Genomic DNA, 18,607 nt, shown 5'->3' with positions numbered 1-18,607 from the left:
TAAAAATGAAGAACATAAACAGACCACTAATTGCATGTTTAGTCGCCGGTATTTCACTATTTAGTAATACGGGATCAGCGCAGGTGAAAAATAAAAATGTAAAAGAGATACAGTTTAAAAAGCACATTTTAATAGATGAGTTTGTTACTGAAGGATCAGCAGTAGGTGATATAAACAAAGATGACAAAATGGATATTATTGCAGGACCTTACTGGTTTGAAGCACCAGATTGGAAGCGACATGAACTTGACGCGCCCAAAAAGTTTAACTGGAGAGATTCTTATAGTAATTCATTTCTTAATTACGCAATGGACGTAAATCAAGATGGTTGGTTGGATGTCATTCGTGTTGATTTCCCGGGTGAACCTGCTGTATGGTATGAAAACCCTAGGAACAAAGAAGGACACTGGAAAATGTACACACTATATTCATCAGTTGGGAATGAATCACCCGCCTTTGTAGATATTGATGGAGATGGAAGGATTGATTTATTGTGTGCTGATTCTAAGGGAAACAAGGTGATTTGGTTAAAAGCTCCCGCTATAAAGGGCGACACAGCATGGACAGTTAATGTCATTAGCGATGTAAAAGATAGGGGCACACATCAATTTACACATGGTTTGGGCTATGGCGATATCAATAAAGATGGTCGGTCCGATGTATTTATTAAAAGCGGGTGGTGGGAAGCACCTGAAGACCGTATGCAGAGCAATTGGACATGGCACCCTGCTAATTTCGGGGATGACTGTTCACAAATGTATGCTATGGATTTAGATGGGGATGGTGACATTGATATTGTGAGCGCTTCATCCCATAATTACGGGATCTGGTGGCATGAACAGGTAAAAGATGATCAGGGAAATATGGACTGGAAGCGTCATGAGATTTCGAAAGCTTTTTCGCAAACACATGGTCTTGCAATGGTTGATGTGAATAAAGACGGGCATCCTGATCTGGTAACTGGAAAACGTTTTTACGCACATAATGGACACGATCCGGGTGAAGAAGAGCCGGCAGTGATTTATTGGTTTGAATATAAGCCGGGAAAAATTCCTTCCTGGATTGCGCATCAGATTGACGACAATTCCGGGATAGGCCTGCAAGTAGTAACTCAAGATATGAATAAGGACAAACGCGTAGATATTGTTATCGGAAACAAGAAAGGAGTGTTTTAKWWWRAGCWWWTGAAAAAGTAGTTTTTTTTGTATATTTATGATAACCAAATATTTAATGAATGAAAAAGCAATTAACGCTCCTAATTGTTGCTGTATCTCTATTACTGGTAACATGTAAAAAAAAATCAGGATCTGATGAGCCTGAGCAAACTCCTGTTAAGTTATTGTCCAAAATAATAGAGGTAAGTGGATTTCCAACGCCAACCACAAAATTTACGATCTATACTTATGATGAAAAAAAGAGGATAAGTACAATTAGTTGGGGCGGAAAAGAATTTACGACCTATAMCKANCRYKSTKMYGAKCTWWKTAGCATAGATACAAAGTTCGCTAATAAGAGGAATCTTGCGGAATTTTCGTATGCTGATGGAAAACCAAAACAAATAGTCAGGAAATTTTATACCGATGGGGAATTAAAAGGAGGGAACATTCTCGGGAATATTTATACAGGAGATAAGATTACAGAAGTTCACGTAAATGAATCTGGAACTGTGGCACAAAAGCGATTTTATCGGTATGCTGGAGATAATATTGTTGGGTACGATAGTCAAACGGACATATTTACCACAAAGGAATCCACTTTTGGATCTAAAAAAAGCATGTATTTTAATTCACGATTAAAATACATAAATGGAATAGAGAACTTTGACAGGTTTTCAGCTAATGATTTGCTTACTTCAGTTATAAAGTATCCAAACGGCGCGGAAGGTCGCCAGAAAAACACCTATACTTACGATGATGATGGCTTTCCTGTAACTTTATTAACAGAGTATACATTTGAAAATGGCAGTAGTGCAGGAACCTATAGATATACTTTTGAGTATAAGATGTATTGATTCTAAGAATGATGTAAGTTTTCTTCGGTTTCAGCAACCTATTGAGAAATTGAAGAAATATGTATTTAATGATTAGTCTATGGATGCGCAGCCCTTTTTAGTACTGATTCAGGAACATCAGGGTATCATCCATAAGATTTGCAGATTATATCGTGATGGTAAGGAAGATCGGGAAGATCTTTTTCAGGAAATCACCTATCAACTATGGAAGTCCTTCCCTTCATTTAAAGGGGAAGCCAAGGTAAGTACATGGATGTATCGCATTGCGCTCAATACAGCAATTGCCTCATTTCGAAAAAAAAGACTCGATGTTGAGTATCATCCAGTATTGCCGGATTTGCCTGATGAGGAGGTAGATGAAGAATATGCTATTCGGCAAGAAAGTTTGTTTATAACGTTGAAACAACTTAATGAAAGCGAAAGAGCCATTATTGCCCTTTACCTTGACGACCTAAGTTATAGGCAAATTGCTGAAATAATTGGGATAAATGAAAACAATGTAGGGGTTAAACTCAATCGGATAAAACTCAAAATTCAAAAACTTTTAGTCAGATAATTATGGAAACTGATCCACTTAAATTAGCATGGAATGCTATACAAACGCCAGTTAAAACGAATAAAGAACTGAGCGCTATGCTTATCGAAAGCAAACACCCGGTGCTTAAGGACATTAGAAAGCAGTTTACAATAGAGATAATCGGATGGTCGGTATTTTTGCTTTGCTATTATACCATGTTTGACGGTGATCAAAAGCCCGTTGCAATCAATATATTACTCGTTGTATCTATGCTCTTTGCACTTATTCATAATATTTTAGGCTATAATTTTTCAAAGTACCTTATTAATGGAGGCACAATTAAATCATCATTAGAAAGATACCTGTCAAAAATTAAAGTTTATGCAGTTGTATCAATCTCTTCCAGGGCCCTGCTGATTACAGGTTTTCTAGTCTTTTTTACTTATAATATAAACTTTACAACAAGCAAATACGTTTTGCTGGCTGGATTTATGGTTGTGTGCATAGTGCAATTACGTTGGTTATTCCTTTTATGGACAAAACGCCTTAAAGTGCTCAACAATACAATTAGGGAATTTAGTTTGGAAAAAGACACTCTGTAGGACACATTTGTTTAGCCTTAAATATATCGTATGTACGTGTTTCTGGATTGGTTTTTTACCATATTACACTTAATCATTATTGGATTTAACTTATTGGGATGGATTTGGAGAAAGACAAGGGTGCTTCATTTTGTTTTTGTACTATTAACAGCCGGTTCATGGCTGATATTAGGTATTTGGTTTGGACTCGGTTATTGCCCGATCACGGATTGGCAGTGGCAAATAAAAGAAAGACTGGGCGAAACCAATTTGCCAAACTCCTTCATAAAGTACCTTGTTGATAAAGTAACCGGGGGAGATGTATGTTCCACATTTGTTGATATTGCCACAGCATCATGCTTTATCGCAGCAGTATTGTTATCCATTTATTTAAATTTTATTAAAAATAGGCGACAGCGCCCTATTTGAATAGGATCATTAATAACTCAGAACAAAATGATTAGAAACAAAAAAAGCATCCTTTTAAGGGGATGCTTTTTTTTAATTTATAAAATGAGTTGATTAACTGATCTTAACATTAATTGCGTTTAAGCCTTTTTTACCTTGCTCAACGTCATAGCTTACTGAATCATTCTCACGAATGCTATCGATTAAGCCTGAAGAGTGTACAAAGATTTCGCTATCACCATTAGCTGGCACGATAAATCCAAAACCTTTTGTCTCATTGAAAAACTTTACTGTTCCTTGTTGCATTATATTGTAATTTAATTATTTCCAAATGTACATTTAATTTATTGAAAAACAGCAATTTATTAAAAATATATTCATTTATTCTTTAATAGAGACTAACGACCCCCCCTATTTTGATCTTTTTGAAGTGATTAAGATAACCACCCCTGCAATCAAAACGACCCCTCCGACGTATGGAGGCCAGTTTACACTTTTTTCTCTATCGGCTGAAATCTGAATAGGGCCGGCATCAATTAACTTTTCCTTTTTGGTATAAGTAAATCCTGTCCAAATCAGCATAACAACGCCAAGAATTATCATTACTAATGCTATTGTTTTGTTCATGGCTATATCTTTAATTTATTTTATACAACAGCCTGATATATTAAATGTTTGATTATAATATTTTGTATTTTGCATAATGAGTTTTTTAACCGCTGAGTGGCGAAAGCTAGCCATAGCTAATTATGCTATTGATAAGAATTTACTTATTCCTTATTTGCCGGCAGNGCWMAGAKCKGRANWKYRTSGWRTRRKRMMWGNKTRTRKCAGCTTAATTGGCTTTCTGTTTAAAAATACAAAGCTATTGGGTTTCAGTATTCCGTTTCATGCGAACTTCGAAGAGGTAAATCTTAGATTTTATGTCAAATATAACGATAATGGGGTGCTGAAAAGAGGTGTGGTATTTATTAAGGAGATAGTACCAAAATTTGCGTTATCTATAGTCGCTAATGCCATTTATAACGAAAATTATGAGGCAATGCCAATGAGTCACTGTATAAAGGAAAACGAAGAAGACCGTTATGTGGAATATAAGTGGCGGTATAACAATCAATGGCAAAGTTTTAGTATAACGGCGAACAAGGCCCTTTCAGAAATCCAGCAGGGAAGCGAAACCGAGTTTATTACAGGGCACTACTGGGGATACGCAAGATATAACACTGACAAAACGAACGAATACGAGGTGAAACACCCTAAATGGGCCCAATACAAAGTGAAAAGCTTTAATATAGATGTTGATTTTGGATTAGTGTATGGACAGAATTTTAGCTTTCTAACCCAACAGCAACCTGTATCTGTAATGCTCGCCGAGGGCTCTGATATTTCTGTTGAACGAAAGAATACCATTCGCATTTAAACACTTATTATCATTGTGCATCCGGATTATATTCCAGTGGAAGCTGATCTGCTATACGCTTACGCCCCCAAAATCCCTGTATCAATATGTTTTTATATCCTGCGTAGCTACCTTTCCCATCAATCTGGGCATCCAGTTGTAAAACAGATCCGGTTTCGTCCATTTCTATGATTTCCCAGCCTCCTTTTGAAGGCGCTAGGGATGCAACTTTTTTCTTATCATATACCGTATAGAGTCGCTTTTTATATTTAAAAGTGATAAGGCTGCTGTCTACACGTTCAATTAGCTGTTCTGTATATACCGGATTTGGATCTATCATTAATGGAAAATCGAAGTTTTTTATCACATGTGTAAGGAAGCCTTCCTCCTGAGTTTTGTTTTTATAAAGAGCTCTTAAATAGTGCATGAGCGATCCCTCATATGCCATTTTTCTATTTGCTTTCCAGATCTGCTGCTCTTCATTTGAGCCCTTAATGTCTTCAAAAATAGATTCCCCATCATAGATGGTTGCATCAGCCGTTTTATTGTATTGAAAATTCCTCAGTAAATATTTAATGCGGTATCCAAGCTTTCGGTTTTCTATGAGGAGAAAGTCAGATGAATTGGCTTTTAAAATAGCCTTTTCTGTAGAGAAGTCAATGATGTCTGTATTCAATATCTTGCATTCTTTTGCATTTTTAGATTCTCCCATGAAATATTTAGTAAATGTTTTCAAAAAATTCTTTCGCTGATTGTTATCACCAATAACTACTTCGTCTAAAATGATTTGTTTTTCCTCTAATGTGAAATTGAGTACAACTGATTTTTTTAAAACAACCGCATTTTGTTTTATTGAGCCGTAACCCAGCATATTAACCACAACCTGATAAGTCCCCGGAGCGATACCTGAAAATTTAAATTCACCTTTAGTATTGGTTGTTGTTGATTTTTGAGATCCGTCAATGAATATTGTCGCAGCTTCAWTWTKYWCGGNMWWYRSCATTTGTTACTGTTCCTGATATGGTAAAAGTTTCCTGAGCATTTACACCAACATAAAACAGTGTGAATAGCATAAAAATGATTGTTCTTTTCATTAGGAGAGCGGTTAATTTGTGTGTTTTTTATTTAAAGTTCTTTTTTTACTGCTATGATCACAATGTCACGTTCTATAAGTTCGCCCATATTGCCTTTAATATTCTCTTTTTCCTGAATGATTTTAGTAATAGAAAAGCCAGCTTTAATTAGTATTGCTGACACTGTTTCCTTGTCGTATAGCTGAAACTTCCATTTTGTAAAAGGAAGTTTTTTCATGAAGGCTTTATCGGAAAATCCGATGCTAAAATTTCCACCAGGTTTTAATACCCGGTAAATTTCTTTAGCATAAACATCAGGTGTTTCCCAAAAATAAATGGTGTTTACCGTAAATATTTTATCAAATGAACTGCTTTGGAAATCAATGTCATGTCCGTTAGATATTTCCAGGGAAACCACGTTTTTATCCACGAACTCCTGATTTATTCTCGTTGCCTCCTGAATCATTGTTTCAGATATGTCAATACCAAAATAATGAACTCCTGTTGAATTGGCGATTATAGAATTTATATGGCTTCCATTCCCCAGACCTATTTCTAAAACATGTTCATTAGCCCCTATGTCGAGTTGCTGTACCGTTAAGGCAATCATATTTCCATTTGAAATAGCCATCCTTTCGCCGGTTTTTATTCCATTATCACCCTTTGGTGAGCTTAGTTGGCTAGCCATTTCTTTTAAATCATCATCATTCCAGGTTGTGCTCATTGTGTACTGTTTTAGCTTAAGCGTTGGCACTATTCAAAAAAGATTATCTATTTCTAAAAGTAGAGATATAAGGTCAGCTTACCAAGCAAGTATTTTGCAATTGAACAAATAAATCAAAACGATTAATCGTTTGTTATATTGGGACGCATTTATAATTCCAGTTTAAATTTTGCGAAATACATGATTAAAGTTTTAATAACAAGAAAAATACCTCAACGGGGAATTCAATTACTTGAAGAAGCGGGTTATAAATTAACTATTTATACTGAAAAAAGATCCTTGCCACAAAAAGAGCTAATTGAGCTCTGCAAAAGAAACGATGCTTTGCTAAGTGCAGGATCTAACAAATTAAACGCTCATTTTTTTGAAGAATGTAGTCACCTGCAAGCTGTAGCATTAATGAGTGTTGGGTATGATCATGTAGATGTTGAAGCAGCAACCTCTTATAAAATACCTGTTAGTAACACTCCTGAGGTACTTAGTAATGCTACCTCAGATGTTGCCTTTCTCCTGATGCTCGCAGTGTCCCGTAATGCCTTTCAGATGCACAAAAAGATTGAACGTGGTGGTTGGTCGTTTTTTGAGCCTACGGCAAATTTAGGAATAGAATTAAAAGGTAGAACACTTGGTGTTTTTGGTTTGGGAAGGATAGGGGTAGATCTTGCTAAAAAAGCTAAGGCAGCATATGAGATGAATGTTATTTATCACAATAGAAATCGCAATACTGAGGCAGAGGAAATATTGGATGCAAAATATGTTTCTTTTGATCAGCTATTAGCTGAAAGTGATGTATTGTCTGTTCATGCCAATCTCTCAAACGAAACCAAGAATTTATTCAATAAATCTGCATTCGAAAAGATGAAGCGCAGTGCTTTGTTTATCAATACCGCCAGGGGGGGCTTACACAATGAACCGGATCTGATTAACGCAATTCAAAATAAAACCATATGGGGGGCAGGACTGGATGTTACCAATCCAGAACCTATGGATAAGGATAACCCATTGCTTAATTTACCGAATGTTTGTGTACTGCCACATATTGGTTCGGCAACTGAAGAGACCAGGGACAAAATGGCCGTAATGGCTGCAGAAAACCTGATTGCAGCATTAAGCAACAAAGTAATGCCACAGATCATTAATCACGAAGTTTACAACAGTAATCATTAAATTGCCACATAATCCAAAATTCATGAGAAACCTACTTTTAAAAACGATAGCTGTTTTGCTATTCTTTGTTGCCAATTCAACTATTTCTAATGCACAACAAATTCCGTCTGGTCAGTTACAGAGTAACCCCTGGACTAAGAGCCAACTTATGGAGCCTTCTGTTTTAGCAAATATGATTAAAAAGGGGCAAAAAATCCGTATTTATAACATCGGTGTTGTTGAGGATATAAAGAGCGCTACACATCTTGGGGCTGCCAGTGAGAAACAAAATGTAGAAAAGCTAAGTAAAGTATTGAAAGGGCTTCCAAAAAACGAAATGATAGTGGTGTATTGTGGCTGCTGCCCAATGGATAAATGTCCTAACATCAGGCCTGCTTTTAAAGCGTTAAATGACCAAAAATTCACAAAAGCATATTTGTTAAACCTAACCGTTAACTTAAAAACGGAATGGATTAATAAAGGCTATCCGCTAGCGCAATCCGGTAAATAAAAACCCTCCAAATATTTGCTATATTAGTTCCTAAAAAAAGAAAATGTCTCGAAAATTAGGTACGGCTTCTACGCTCTTCTTGTGCTTGATAACTTTGCTTGTTCAAGCCCAAACGGCAACATCACCAGTTGCGATCACTCCTGTCAACGCTTTATCGCATTACCTGAATAATGGTGATAACACCTACAAGTGGGAGGTAAAGGACGCTTATGATCTCGAGGATGTGAAAGTATACAGTATCTTGCTTACTTCGCAAAAGTGGAGAGAATACACCTGGACCCACCAGCTTAGCATCCTTGTTCCGAAGGAAAATAAGTACGACGGAGCGTTGTTGTTTATTACCGGTGGAAGCATAAATAAAGAAGGTATGCCAAATTGGAGCGACAAAGGTGATGGTCTTGTTAAAAGCTTTAGTTCAATAGCAAAGGAAAACAAAGCCGTGGTTGCCATACTCAAACAGGCACCCAATCAACCTCTTTATAATAATCTAACGGAAGATGCTTTAATATCATATACACTTCATAACTATAAAAAAGACGGTGATTACAGTTGGCCACTGTTATTCCCAATGGTTAAATCTGCAAAAAGAGCAATGGATGCTGTTCAGGAATTTTCTAAACAAAAGCTACATCATAGCGTTAACCGTTTTGTTGTATCGGGGGCATCTAAACGTGGCTGGACCACCTGGCTTACCGGAGCTTCTGATAAGAGGGTAACCGCAATTGCACCAATGGTTATCGATATGCTGAACATGCCGGTAAGCATGAACTATCAAATCAAGGTTTGGAAAGATTATAGCATCCAGATAGAAGATTATGTTAAACTAGGTCTGGTACAGGACCTCGGTACCGGGAGCAGCAATGACCTTGCTACCATGATTGATCCTTATTCGTACCGCAAATCACTAACAATGCCTAAAATGATTGTAATGGGCACCAATGATGAATATTGGCCAATAGACAACATCAAGAATTATTATGACAGTATTCCCGGGCAGAACTTAATTCATTATGTGCCAAATGTAGGTCATGGGCTAGGCGATGGTAAAGAGGCTATGACTACCCTAAGCTCGTTCTTTGGACTCACCATGTCAAAATCACCTTATCCCGTTTGCATATGGAAATCTTCTCAAAGTGATCAGGGAGTAAAGGTTAGCATCAAAACTACGGCAGATAAATTAATTGACGTTACATTATGGCATGCTGATTCGCCCGATCTGGATTTTAGAAATGATAAATGGGAGGCCAGAAAACTCGATGTTAAACCTAAATCAGAAATAAACACGTTAGAAAGGTTTCCTGATTCAGGTTATAGGGCTTTTTATATTAATCTAAAGTACAAAGATTCTAAAGGTGGTGAATATATTGAAAGTACAAGAGTGTTTATGACGGATCATAAAAAACTTTTATAGACCGCCAACTTTCAATTAGTTGTTTTCTAGAAAAGTGGTCAATAAATTCTTTAGATAAAGTTCTGGTTTGGGCATTTTAACGATGGTTCCAGGTTCTTTATCTTGATTTTGTTTGATATAATTGGCTTTAATTTTACCCCAATCTTTGGAATAGAGCTTAATAAACATATCGACAAAATCTTTGTCGGTGTAATCTTTAGGAAGTTTACTTAATACTGCTTCAATTTTCTCTTCTTTTCTATGTAATACTGCCATGATGATTTTATTTAAGGCCGCTAAGTTATGGAAAATTAAATATGTAATAGACCATTATCGCCAATAAGGATGCTACAAGCGTATTCAGGAAATTTACCATATCATTACCCATGTAGTTTTTACGTTCAAAGGTAGCTCCAAGTATAGAATCTGTCAGGTTGCCAAGTATTCCGGCACCGATCACAAAAAGACTTTTTCGATCAAACCCCGCATAAATTAAGGCTATTATAGACGCTCCGCATGCACCTATTAGCGTTCCTTCTAAACTTACAACCCCATCCAAACCATTAGCTTCTCTTTTAAAGGTTAAGATATTATAAAATCTACGCCCGTACACCATGCCCAGTTCAGAAGATAGGGTGTCGGCAAGGGCAGATGCAAGACTGGCAGCTGCCATTAACATATACAGATCTGAATGATGAGGGTCAACAATTGCCAAAATACCTGTTAAGCCGGCAACTCCTCCATTTGCAAATACTTGCCCGGCATTTCTCCCATTATTATCCAGAATTTCCGGATGGTATTTTGCCTTAAGTTGCTTTTTGTGCGCTGTAGCCAATACCCCAAGAATAAAAAAAGTAACAAGCATTAGCACTCCTGTTTCTCCTATGCCTGCAAATACAAAGAAACCAATTAGACCCGCAGTAAGGGCTGCAGGAAGCGTTAATTTTTTTGCCCAAACGCATATCGCCATCATTGCAATAAGCAATATAACAGTAACCAATAAACCGGAGAGGGACGATATAGACATATTTGAATAAACCGAAGTTTAAAATAGTTGTAATGTAACTGTAGGCTCTACCGAGGATGCACCTGGTTTAGTATTGGGCTTGGTCTTATGTTTATTAATCCAGGCAATATATTCTTCGGGTTTAATTGGTTCCTTTAATAATCCAGAACCGAATTGCATTTGCGAAACTCTTGCTTCAATTATTTGCCTGTATTTTTGTAGTAAGTGTTGGATTTGTTGCTGGATCTTGTTTTTTGGTTTAATTCTGATGTTTTTATTTACAGGATTCAGGAGTTGAATAGTTATCTCTTTGCTGAAATAGGCTAATGCCGATTCAATCCTATCCTGCAACACTTGTTGATCTTTAAATCCTGCCTGCTTATGTAACTGTTTTACCTGGGTTTGAAACTTGTCAGACAAGGCCATAAGGTCCTTAACTGATTTATTCAACTGCGCCAGTAAAGATTTAAATTCAGGCAGATGCGATTTAATGATCTCAGAGTTGGAACTGATTGTTTCCAATCCGCTAAACACACGGTTCAGCGAAAAATGGTTTAATACTACCTGAAGAATAAACCTTTCCTGCTCAGCAATTAAAATGTGCGCTAAGTCATCTTCATTAGCGGGTTTCATATAATTGATCACCTCCGTATTTGACCTTAAGCTTTCCGTACTAATCTTTGATTTTAAAACAAGTCCGTTTAGTGTTCGAACACGACTTAAGGCAACATAAACCTGACCGGCAACAAACGATTTTCCGGCATCAATTATTGCATTGTCGAACGTTAATCCCTGACTTTTATGAATTGTAACAGCCCAGGCTAATTTAATTGGATATTGAGAAAACTCACCAACTTGCTGTTGTACAATGGCCTGTTCGGGATCAGCTTTATATTCAAAAGATTGCCACGACGATTTTTCCAGCAACAAATCATCTTCATGCGGAAAACAGATGTAGATCTCACCGTCTTTAACAGATTTTACCTTCCCGATCTTTCCGTTATAGAATTTCCGATTATCACCTGTGTCATTTTTTATGAACATGATCTGGGCACCTTCTTTAAGTTTTAAGGTCTGTTCTGCCTGTAGGCCCAGATCTCTAAACTCCCCGCTTACCTCTCCCTCAAAAGTATATTCCTCACCGGTTAGCTCATCTAACTTTTCTTTGTTAATTGTATTTGCCTCAGCATTATGAGAGGTAATGATAATCGGATTTAAGTCATCCGTAGAACTAAATTGCGGATCGTATCTTTTGTTTAACAGATTCAAACTACTTTCACTAATCTGATTGTTTCTGATGTCATTCAGAATATTAATGAATTCAGGTTCAGTTTGCCGGAATACGGTGGTAAGCTCTATTTGTAAAAGTGGGTTTCTGCGTACTACAAGTGCATCAAAGAAATAAGGCGACGGGTAAGCCCTGCTTAGAAATGCCCAATCTTCTCTTTTGGTAACCGGTGGTAGTTGATATAAATCTCCAATGAGCAGGAGTTGAACACCACCAAAAGGCATGGTATTTTTTCTAACCGATCTTAGTATCGCATCAATCACATCCAGTAAGTCGCAACGTACCATCGAAACCTCATCAATAACAAGTAGTTCCAGTTCATTAAACAGATTTGTTTTATCTCTGGTATAGCTTAAATCAGACACCATAGATTGAATGGAAAGTATTCCCGATTGCAGGTTCTCCAAACTAATATCACCCGGGAAAAACGAGCCAGGAGGCAATTGAAAGAAAGAGTTGATTGTCGTTCCTTTAGCATTCATTGCTGCAACGCCGGTAGGAGCAACCACAGCCATTTTTTTTGAGCTAGTCTCCTTAATCCGCTTAAGCAGGGTTGTTTTGCCCGTTCCAGCTTTTCCTGTCAGAAAAATATTCTGATTGGTATAGTCAATAAAAGATAAAACCCTGTCGAAAATTGAATTAGAAGAACCGCCATTACTCATACAGCAAATTTAACTGAAATTTTCTCCTGTTCCGAGAATTGTTGAAATGTTCTAATGAATGTCTATCGATTGTACGGATGTTCACTAATCCATCGAAATGTTCGTTCAGAAAGCTGATACTTCTTTCTCTTCAAAGTAATTGTAGCAGGCGTACCAAATAAATTGCCTTTAAGAATCAATTTATTGCGGTCTGGAAATTGGTAATTTAGTTTGTAGATAGCTTTTGGATTATCAGTAAATGATATGTCCAGAGTCTTGGATGTTTGAAGTACTTTATAAGTGCACCATGCCGTTTCAGTTCCGTTATATTTGATAACTGCGTAATCATTCCTGTCAAATGCCACGAGTTCCAGTTTGCGACTTAAAAAAGAGGTATCCGGAAGCGGCTCGTTCTTTTCTGATTTTATCTCCTCTATATCATAGGCACCATAAACTACGGGCTTGTTATTCATCTTTTTGCTATTTACGGCTATGTTTAATGCCGTAAATAACGGAATGGCTGCATATAGCAATACTGCAGAATACTTCAATGTTATTTTAGAAATTCTAGCCCATTTTGCTTTAAAAACAGGAGCCTTTAATAGATTTAGTCTTACCAGTTCTCCATTAAAAAAGAACTTAAACAAAGTCTTAATATTAGGAGAAAGTATAATTAAGCACATCAAAACAAGCGCTGTGCTCAGCAACTTTACTGGTACATCATAAAAGTAGTTAATGGCCATAATATTTGCTGAAGTCATCAGGCATAAAAAGGCACCTATGGTTGCTGTTTTTCTAAAAAACAATAAGACACCCATCATTTCTGCCGTAAACATAAACCATTTGTAACCATCAGAAAAGCCTAAAAATCTCCATGCCAAACCCATCGGAGAAGAATCTCCGTAAGTTGTTGCAAGCTGGCTTAAGTATAATGAGGGAAATTGTCCATCATTAAGTTTTGCAATTCCATAATGGACAAGCATAAAACCAACATAAAATCTACAAACAACTATAGTCCAATAGAATAGCTGATCATGGCTTTTTCTCTTGTCTAATGCCGACCATATAAGTGTTCCAAAGAAAGAAATCAGGAAGACACAAAGAAGTAACACATAGTCGTAAGTGGTATCTCCACTACCATTGGTGAAAATGGTGATTTGGTACGAAAGGCTCAAATATTTTTGGGCAAACCATGGAATAAAAGCCTGCAGTGCGGGTATACTGAACCTCTGGATATAATACAGGAATGGAAAGGCCCCATTGTTAAAGCATAAAACAAAAAAGATGCAAAGTAAAAAAAGGAATCTGGTTAAAATGAGAGAGACGTATTTGGCCATAGTTTATGTTCGGTTCTAATTGCAATGAGCAGTTGTTAAAGTAAGAAAATAGTTCCTATCTTGTTCGATAAGAATAGAATTTTTATCAAATAGCAATTCAACGCATCTCTAAATGAAACAACTTCTGATAATAGTACTAATTTCAATATCAATTACTTCATGTAATTTCGCGCAGCAGCCTGCAAATGCTAACCCAGAATCACCTGGTAAAGCAATCAGCTATGAGGATTGGAAGAAGGAAGCTAAAACTAATATCAGGCTTAACCCCAAATTTGGTAATGCTGTTAAGTCAGAATCACAAAAAAAGGCTGATCAACAGCTTATAGATAATTACCTGAAGCAACAAGGCAGCCACCATAAGGCATCAGAGGTAATTATAAAGCTAGGCTTTGGTTATCTTTATAAAGGGGATACCAAAACAGCAATGTACAGGTTTAATCAGGCCTGGTTGCTCGAACCTAAAAATGAAAATGTATTCTGGGGATTTTCTAGTGTTTATTTTACACTAGGAGACCATGAAAAGGCGATGGAACAATTGAATGAGGGACTTATTTTGAATCCTAATAACTCAAATTTACTTACCGATAAGGCCACAATCTATTACGCCAAATTTCCTGCAAGTAACGATCCAAAGGATTTATCCACCGCTATTGATTTATTAAACCAGTCGTATAAGATAGATCCTAAAAATCAAAATACTTTATTTAAGTTATCAGTAGTCTATTTTCTGAAGCAGGATTGTAAAAATGCCCTGAGATATTATAATGAATGCAAGACACTTGGAGGAAGGCCCATCACCAAAGAATTTACTGAAGCAATTCAAAAGCAATGTCCGTAATATCCGGTCATTTTTTCTAAATTTAGACACCTAAACCAATTAACCATGAAATTTATTTACTCCGTTATGGGTGTTTTGCTTACTGCTATGTTAAGTACAGCTCAGGCACAACAAAAAGAAATGCCCAATAAGAACGCGAGGAATAAGGTAATTGTAGCTTATGTTACGTCTTGGGGGAAGGCTTTACCGGATCCTAGACTGGTTACACATATCAATTATGCTTTTGGCCATGTAAATAAAACATTTGATGGCGTCACTATCGAGAATGAAGGTCGTTTGAAAGATATTGTTGAATTAAAATTCAAATACCCAAAGCTTAAAGTATTGCTGTCTATTGGTGGCTGGAAAAGTGGCAGATTTAGTGAAATGGCTGCGTCGGAGGAAAACAGAAGCAAATTTGTAGATGATTGCCAGCGTGTAGTAAACACATTTAACTTAGATGGAATAGATATAGACTGGGAATATCCAACAAGTTCCGAGTCCGGGATATCTTCTTCCCCAGATGATACCAGGAACTATACGTTATTGATGTCTCAAATCAGAAATAAGATTGGTCAGAAAAAATTACTGACATTAGCGTCTGTCTCAAATGCAAAATATATCGATTTTAAGGCGATTACGCCTGTAGTGGATTTTGTGAATGTGATGACGTATGACATGGGGACGCCTCCAAATCATCATGCAGGGCTCTACCATTCAGAATATACCAAAGATATCAGTGTGGATGAAGGAGTAACTGCACATTTAAATGCAGGCATACCTGCAAATAAACTAGTTCTTGGAATTCCGTTTTATGGCCACGGCAAAGGGGATATTGCCTGGTATATCGACTATAAAGACCTCGTAAAACTAAATGGCTATACAAAAAAATGGGATGATGTGGCTAAAGCACCTTATTTAGTGAATGATGCAGGAGAGTTTGTATTGACCTATGAAACGCCGCAGTCTATTGCCGTAAAATGTGCTTATTTGCTTGAAAAGGGAATGCTGGGTGCGATGTATTGGGACTACACCGCAGATACAGAAGACGGGGAGTTGCGAAAAGCAGTGCACTCAGGTGTTTATAGCAAATAGCAAACAATCAGCTCAATTCATGATCAGCATAGTACGCCATAGCTTTGCATATAAAAGCAGTAAATTCAGCGTCAGTTTTTTCGTTAACAGCGGTAAATCTTTCGTCAGTTAAATACAATTTACCAAGCCCCTTATATGCTTCTGCCTGCTTATCGGTGGCATTGTATGTCCCCCACAGCTTGCGCGTATTTAAATAATGCTCATGAATTAATTGCTGCACGTTTGGAGCAGTATGATTCTGATCTTTAAGCAGAGAAAGTTCCTTTGCCAGCTCTTTTTGTCGGTTAACCAGTTGCTTTATTTCGTCTCTGCTTAAAGTTTTAAGATGATCTTCAGCTTTGGTTACTGCATCGTTTCCATATGCTTTAATTGCTTCTGCCCTGTATTCCATTGCCTGCTCAGCAGACAGGCCATCATAAAGTTCGTCCGTGTTTAACATGATGTTGTTTTTTAGTGAGTAAATAGTATTGTCAACAGTTTTTAATAGCTTGTGAATCCTTGTTTTCTTAAATTGCAATAACTTCTTGTGGCCTTCCAATGCCCTGATCAGGTTAAATTCCGGATCGTCCAAAATCTGGATGATCTCCTTTAACGGGAAATCCAGTTCTTTGTAAAACAATATCTGTTGCAATCTCAATAGTTCTTTTTCCTGGTAGAGTCGGTATCTGGAATCTGTTCTGATAGCTGGTTTTAACAGCCCCAGTTTATCATATAGATGGAGTGTTTTTATGCTAACACCTGTCAGGCTTGCAAGTTGATTTACAGTGTATGTTGTGCTCATTACTGATGCGATTTAAAATAATACTACAAATGTAGGCTATGACCTAAGGTAAGAGTCAAGAACTATTTTCACTTTTTTTGCACCATATGGGAATTACCTGTTTATTAATAAGAAAAACGACATATGAATTCAACCGGATTACAGCAAATATCGGTGCACAGCAACTGGCCTAAGCAGGTAGGTTTTATGAAAAGATATCTGGATTAGAATGCTGCGGGATCACGAAGAATCCCGCACACCACAGTTGCATGCTATTTTTCTTTTTCCAGAAGATCGGCAAGTTCTGTAGATTTGTTAAACTGTGGGTTGTGATCTGCTTTAAATATCAGGTATTTATACCCTCTTTCTTTAGCCCGTTCACCATAGGCATAAAAGCCGTCTTTTTCAGGTTTTGTACCTTCTTCCACAGTTAATATGTATGTCGCAGGTAAATTTAAAGCCATGGGATTTTTTCTTGAAACAGGCTGAGTAAAGGTTTTGACGGACTGCGGTACATCTTTTGGAGGTGCCTGATTTGGCTTAACCCATTGGGGAACCATAAAGCCATTTGTTGATGCCAACGCAATATCGTTGGTGCCATTTTTTTTGGAAGTGGCTAAACTTTCTCCGTCATCAGGCAAAATTGCATCCAGAAAAACCAGCTTTTTAATTCGGTCCGGAATACTATCTGCAACTCCGGTAATTACCATACCCCCATAACTATGACCAACTAAAATAACATTGTGTAGGTTTTCATAAAGGATCAGATTAACCACATCCTTGATATGGGTATTCAGGTCAACATCAGGAGCGCTTAAATGGACACGCTCACCCTGACCGGTTAAACTTGGCCTGTAAACTATGTTGCCATGATCGGACATGATTTCATCAACATTTTTAAAAGCCCAGCTACCTCCCCAGGCTCCGTGAACAATTACATATACAGGTTTTTCCTGAGCAGTGCTATTACTTGTTATTAATATACATAAAAAACAGGCAATTATCAGGACTGGATTTTTTAATAATAGGATCATAATATGGGTTTTGGTTTGTTGTTAAAGTATTAGAACGTGCTCTGTACGCTGTATCGGTTTAAATATAGTAATACTTATTTTTAATTAAGCGGCTTCTAATCTTAGCGAATTAGAAAACAGATTATGCATTAAAAATATGGAAACTATGTTCATTATGCATCTGATTTTTAAAGAACATACTATTATGAACAATAGAATCAAAGATGCAAGGTTAAGTTTTACCTGCCACCAGAATTGGGACACAATGAAACTGAATGATGAAGGGCATTTTTGCGATACTTGCGAAAAGAAAGTATACGATCTAACTGATAAAAACGTAGCTTATTTCATACAGATTCTACATGAAAACAATAACAGTGTTTGCGGTCGATTTACAAAAGACCAAATGTCTAAACCTGCGCCTGTAAATAATTCATATTGGAAAAAATGGGCAATCGCTGCCATGGTGTTTCTTGGCTTCGGCACTACAGCCCAAAAAACAAATGCACAGGAAGCTGTTCAAGATAAAACACTTCCAAAAACCACAGAACCAAGTTGCGATAACAATTCCTTTGCGCTTGGCATGATTATACCTCCTTTGGATCATGAAGAAATGAGATCTCTTTACAAATATCTTATTAAAAATTGTAATGTCCCGGTTTCAACCAATGGTTGTTTAATCGCATCATTCAAATTAACCGAGGATGGACAGTTTACCAACATCGCAATCAGCGAACAATTAGATAAAAGCGCTCGCGCAGAGGTTGAAAGGCTATTAAAAGCCGCTCCTAAATGGAAGAAAAAGGATTTGGGCTATTTTCATTCAATATCCATCACATTTAAGGATGGTAAGATTTTGCCTGAATATTAATGTAAACAATCATGCAACA

The 18,607-nt window shown here is 37.0% G+C and carries 18 protein-coding genes and 3 pseudogenes; 11 read left to right on the top strand and 10 right to left on the bottom strand.

From position 1 onward, the window contains the following. The first annotated feature begins 5 nt into the window (after window positions 1-5). The 4 genes and pseudogenes from N824_RS15240 (at window position 6) to N824_RS15220 (ending at window position 3,538) form a co-directional block, all read left to right on the top strand. Window positions 6-1,196 (top strand): annotated as a pseudogene (locus tag N824_RS15240) (FG-GAP repeat domain-containing protein). Window positions 1,197-2,090: 894 nt separating this feature from the next. Then, window positions 2,091-2,567, top strand: coding sequence for an RNA polymerase sigma factor (locus N824_RS15230; RefSeq protein ID WP_048906005.1), 477 nt, complete (start codon window positions 2,091-2,093; stop codon window positions 2,565-2,567). A gap of 2 nt (window positions 2,568-2,569) precedes the next feature. Then, window positions 2,570-3,130 carry a hypothetical protein gene (locus N824_RS15225; RefSeq protein WP_048906004.1) on the top strand — a complete coding sequence of 187 codons (561 nt, stop codon included), beginning with the start codon at window positions 2,570-2,572 and terminating at the stop codon, window positions 3,128-3,130. Between the two features lie 30 nt (window positions 3,131-3,160). Then, the gene (locus tag N824_RS15220) at window positions 3,161-3,538 is read left to right on the top strand and encodes a DUF2784 domain-containing protein (protein WP_048906003.1); all 378 of its coding nucleotides are present in this window, start codon (window positions 3,161-3,163) and stop codon (window positions 3,536-3,538) included. Between the two features lie 93 nt (window positions 3,539-3,631). On the opposite strand, the gene N824_RS15215 is transcribed toward N824_RS15220, so the two are convergent. Continuing rightward, window positions 3,632-3,823 carry a cold-shock protein gene (locus N824_RS15215; RefSeq protein WP_012780707.1) on the bottom strand — a complete coding sequence of 64 codons (192 nt, stop codon included), beginning with the start codon at window positions 3,821-3,823 and terminating at the stop codon, window positions 3,632-3,634. Between the two features lie 105 nt (window positions 3,824-3,928). Further along, window positions 3,929-4,144 carry a hypothetical protein gene (locus N824_RS15210; RefSeq protein ID WP_048906002.1) on the bottom strand — a complete coding sequence of 72 codons (216 nt, stop codon included), beginning with the start codon at window positions 4,142-4,144 and terminating at the stop codon, window positions 3,929-3,931. Window positions 4,145-4,220: 76 nt separating this feature from the next. Here N824_RS15210 and N824_RS15205 point away from each other — a divergent pair. Beyond that, window positions 4,221-4,937: pseudogene (locus N824_RS15205) on the top strand (YqjF family protein). 10 nt (window positions 4,938-4,947) lie between these two features. Here the strand turns inward: N824_RS15205 and N824_RS15200 are convergent. Continuing rightward, a pseudogene (locus N824_RS15200) lies at window positions 4,948-5,919 on the bottom strand (carboxypeptidase-like regulatory domain-containing protein). Window positions 5,920-6,041: 122 nt separating this feature from the next. Beyond that, window positions 6,042-6,713, bottom strand: coding sequence for a class I SAM-dependent methyltransferase (locus N824_RS15195; protein WP_048905999.1), 672 nt, complete (start codon window positions 6,711-6,713; stop codon window positions 6,042-6,044). A 180-nt stretch (window positions 6,714-6,893) separates the two neighbouring features. Between N824_RS15195 and N824_RS15190 the strand changes: the two genes are divergently transcribed. The 3 genes from N824_RS15190 to N824_RS15180 are packed head-to-tail and all read left to right on the top strand — an operon-like array spanning window position 6,894 to window position 9,781. Further along, a complete protein-coding gene (locus N824_RS15190) occupies window positions 6,894-7,880 on the top strand; it encodes a D-glycerate dehydrogenase (RefSeq protein ID WP_200869888.1) in 987 nt (328 codons plus the stop codon). 22 nt (window positions 7,881-7,902) lie between these two features. Further along, complete coding sequence (locus N824_RS15185; RefSeq protein ID WP_048905998.1) at window positions 7,903-8,370, top strand: hypothetical protein; 468 nt, start codon at window positions 7,903-7,905, stop codon at window positions 8,368-8,370. A 43-nt stretch (window positions 8,371-8,413) separates the two neighbouring features. Next, complete coding sequence (locus N824_RS15180) at window positions 8,414-9,781, top strand: PhoPQ-activated pathogenicity-related family protein (protein WP_052334151.1); 1,368 nt, start codon at window positions 8,414-8,416, stop codon at window positions 9,779-9,781. Window positions 9,782-9,796: 15 nt separating this feature from the next. On the opposite strand, the gene N824_RS15175 is transcribed toward N824_RS15180, so the two are convergent. From N824_RS15175 to N824_RS15160, 4 genes are all read right to left on the bottom strand, one after another. Further along, window positions 9,797-10,036 (bottom strand): hypothetical protein, encoded by a 240-nt coding sequence (locus tag N824_RS15175; RefSeq protein WP_048905997.1) that lies wholly within the window; start codon window positions 10,034-10,036, stop codon window positions 9,797-9,799. A 25-nt stretch (window positions 10,037-10,061) separates the two neighbouring features. Next, window positions 10,062-10,787: a DUF92 domain-containing protein gene (locus tag N824_RS15170; RefSeq protein ID WP_048905996.1), complete on the bottom strand. Its 726-nt coding sequence runs from the start codon at window positions 10,785-10,787 to the stop codon at window positions 10,062-10,064. Window positions 10,788-10,805: 18 nt separating this feature from the next. After that, window positions 10,806-12,716 (bottom strand): ATP-dependent RecD-like DNA helicase, encoded by a 1,911-nt coding sequence (locus N824_RS15165; protein WP_048905995.1) that lies wholly within the window; start codon window positions 12,714-12,716, stop codon window positions 10,806-10,808. Between the two features lie 62 nt (window positions 12,717-12,778). After that, window positions 12,779-14,032: a hypothetical protein gene (locus tag N824_RS15160; RefSeq protein WP_048905994.1), complete on the bottom strand. Its 1,254-nt coding sequence runs from the start codon at window positions 14,030-14,032 to the stop codon at window positions 12,779-12,781. 112 nt (window positions 14,033-14,144) lie between these two features. Here N824_RS15160 and N824_RS15155 point away from each other — a divergent pair, with 112 nt between their 5' ends. Both N824_RS15155 and N824_RS15150 read left to right on the top strand, forming a co-directional pair. Continuing rightward, a complete protein-coding gene (locus tag N824_RS15155) occupies window positions 14,145-14,870 on the top strand; it encodes a M48 family metallopeptidase (RefSeq protein ID WP_048905993.1) in 726 nt (241 codons plus the stop codon). Window positions 14,871-14,915: 45 nt separating this feature from the next. Then, on the top strand, window positions 14,916-15,944 hold the full coding sequence (locus N824_RS15150) for a glycoside hydrolase family 18 protein (RefSeq protein WP_048905992.1): 1,029 nt from the start codon (window positions 14,916-14,918) through the stop codon (window positions 15,942-15,944). A 7-nt stretch (window positions 15,945-15,951) separates the two neighbouring features. Here N824_RS15150 and N824_RS15145 read toward each other — a convergent pair whose 3' ends face one another. Further along, a complete protein-coding gene (locus tag N824_RS15145; protein WP_048905991.1) occupies window positions 15,952-16,725 on the bottom strand; it encodes a MerR family transcriptional regulator in 774 nt (257 codons plus the stop codon). 251 nt (window positions 16,726-16,976) lie between these two features. Then, window positions 16,977-17,738, bottom strand: a complete 762-nt coding sequence (locus N824_RS15140) for an alpha/beta hydrolase (RefSeq protein WP_048905990.1) — start codon at window positions 17,736-17,738, stop codon at window positions 16,977-16,979. A gap of 184 nt (window positions 17,739-17,922) precedes the next feature. On the opposite strand from N824_RS15140, the gene N824_RS15135 reads away from it, so the two are divergent. Then, window positions 17,923-18,588, top strand: a complete 666-nt coding sequence (locus tag N824_RS15135) for a hypothetical protein (protein ID WP_152542310.1) — start codon at window positions 17,923-17,925, stop codon at window positions 18,586-18,588. Window positions 18,589-18,607: the final 19 nt, after the last annotated feature.

Source organism: Pedobacter sp. V48 (assembly GCF_000523515.1).
Lineage (GTDB): Bacteria > Bacteroidota > Bacteroidia > Sphingobacteriales > Sphingobacteriaceae > Pedobacter.
Note: the sequence above shows the minus strand (reverse complement) of the source record. Positions and strands in the feature narration are given on the sequence as shown.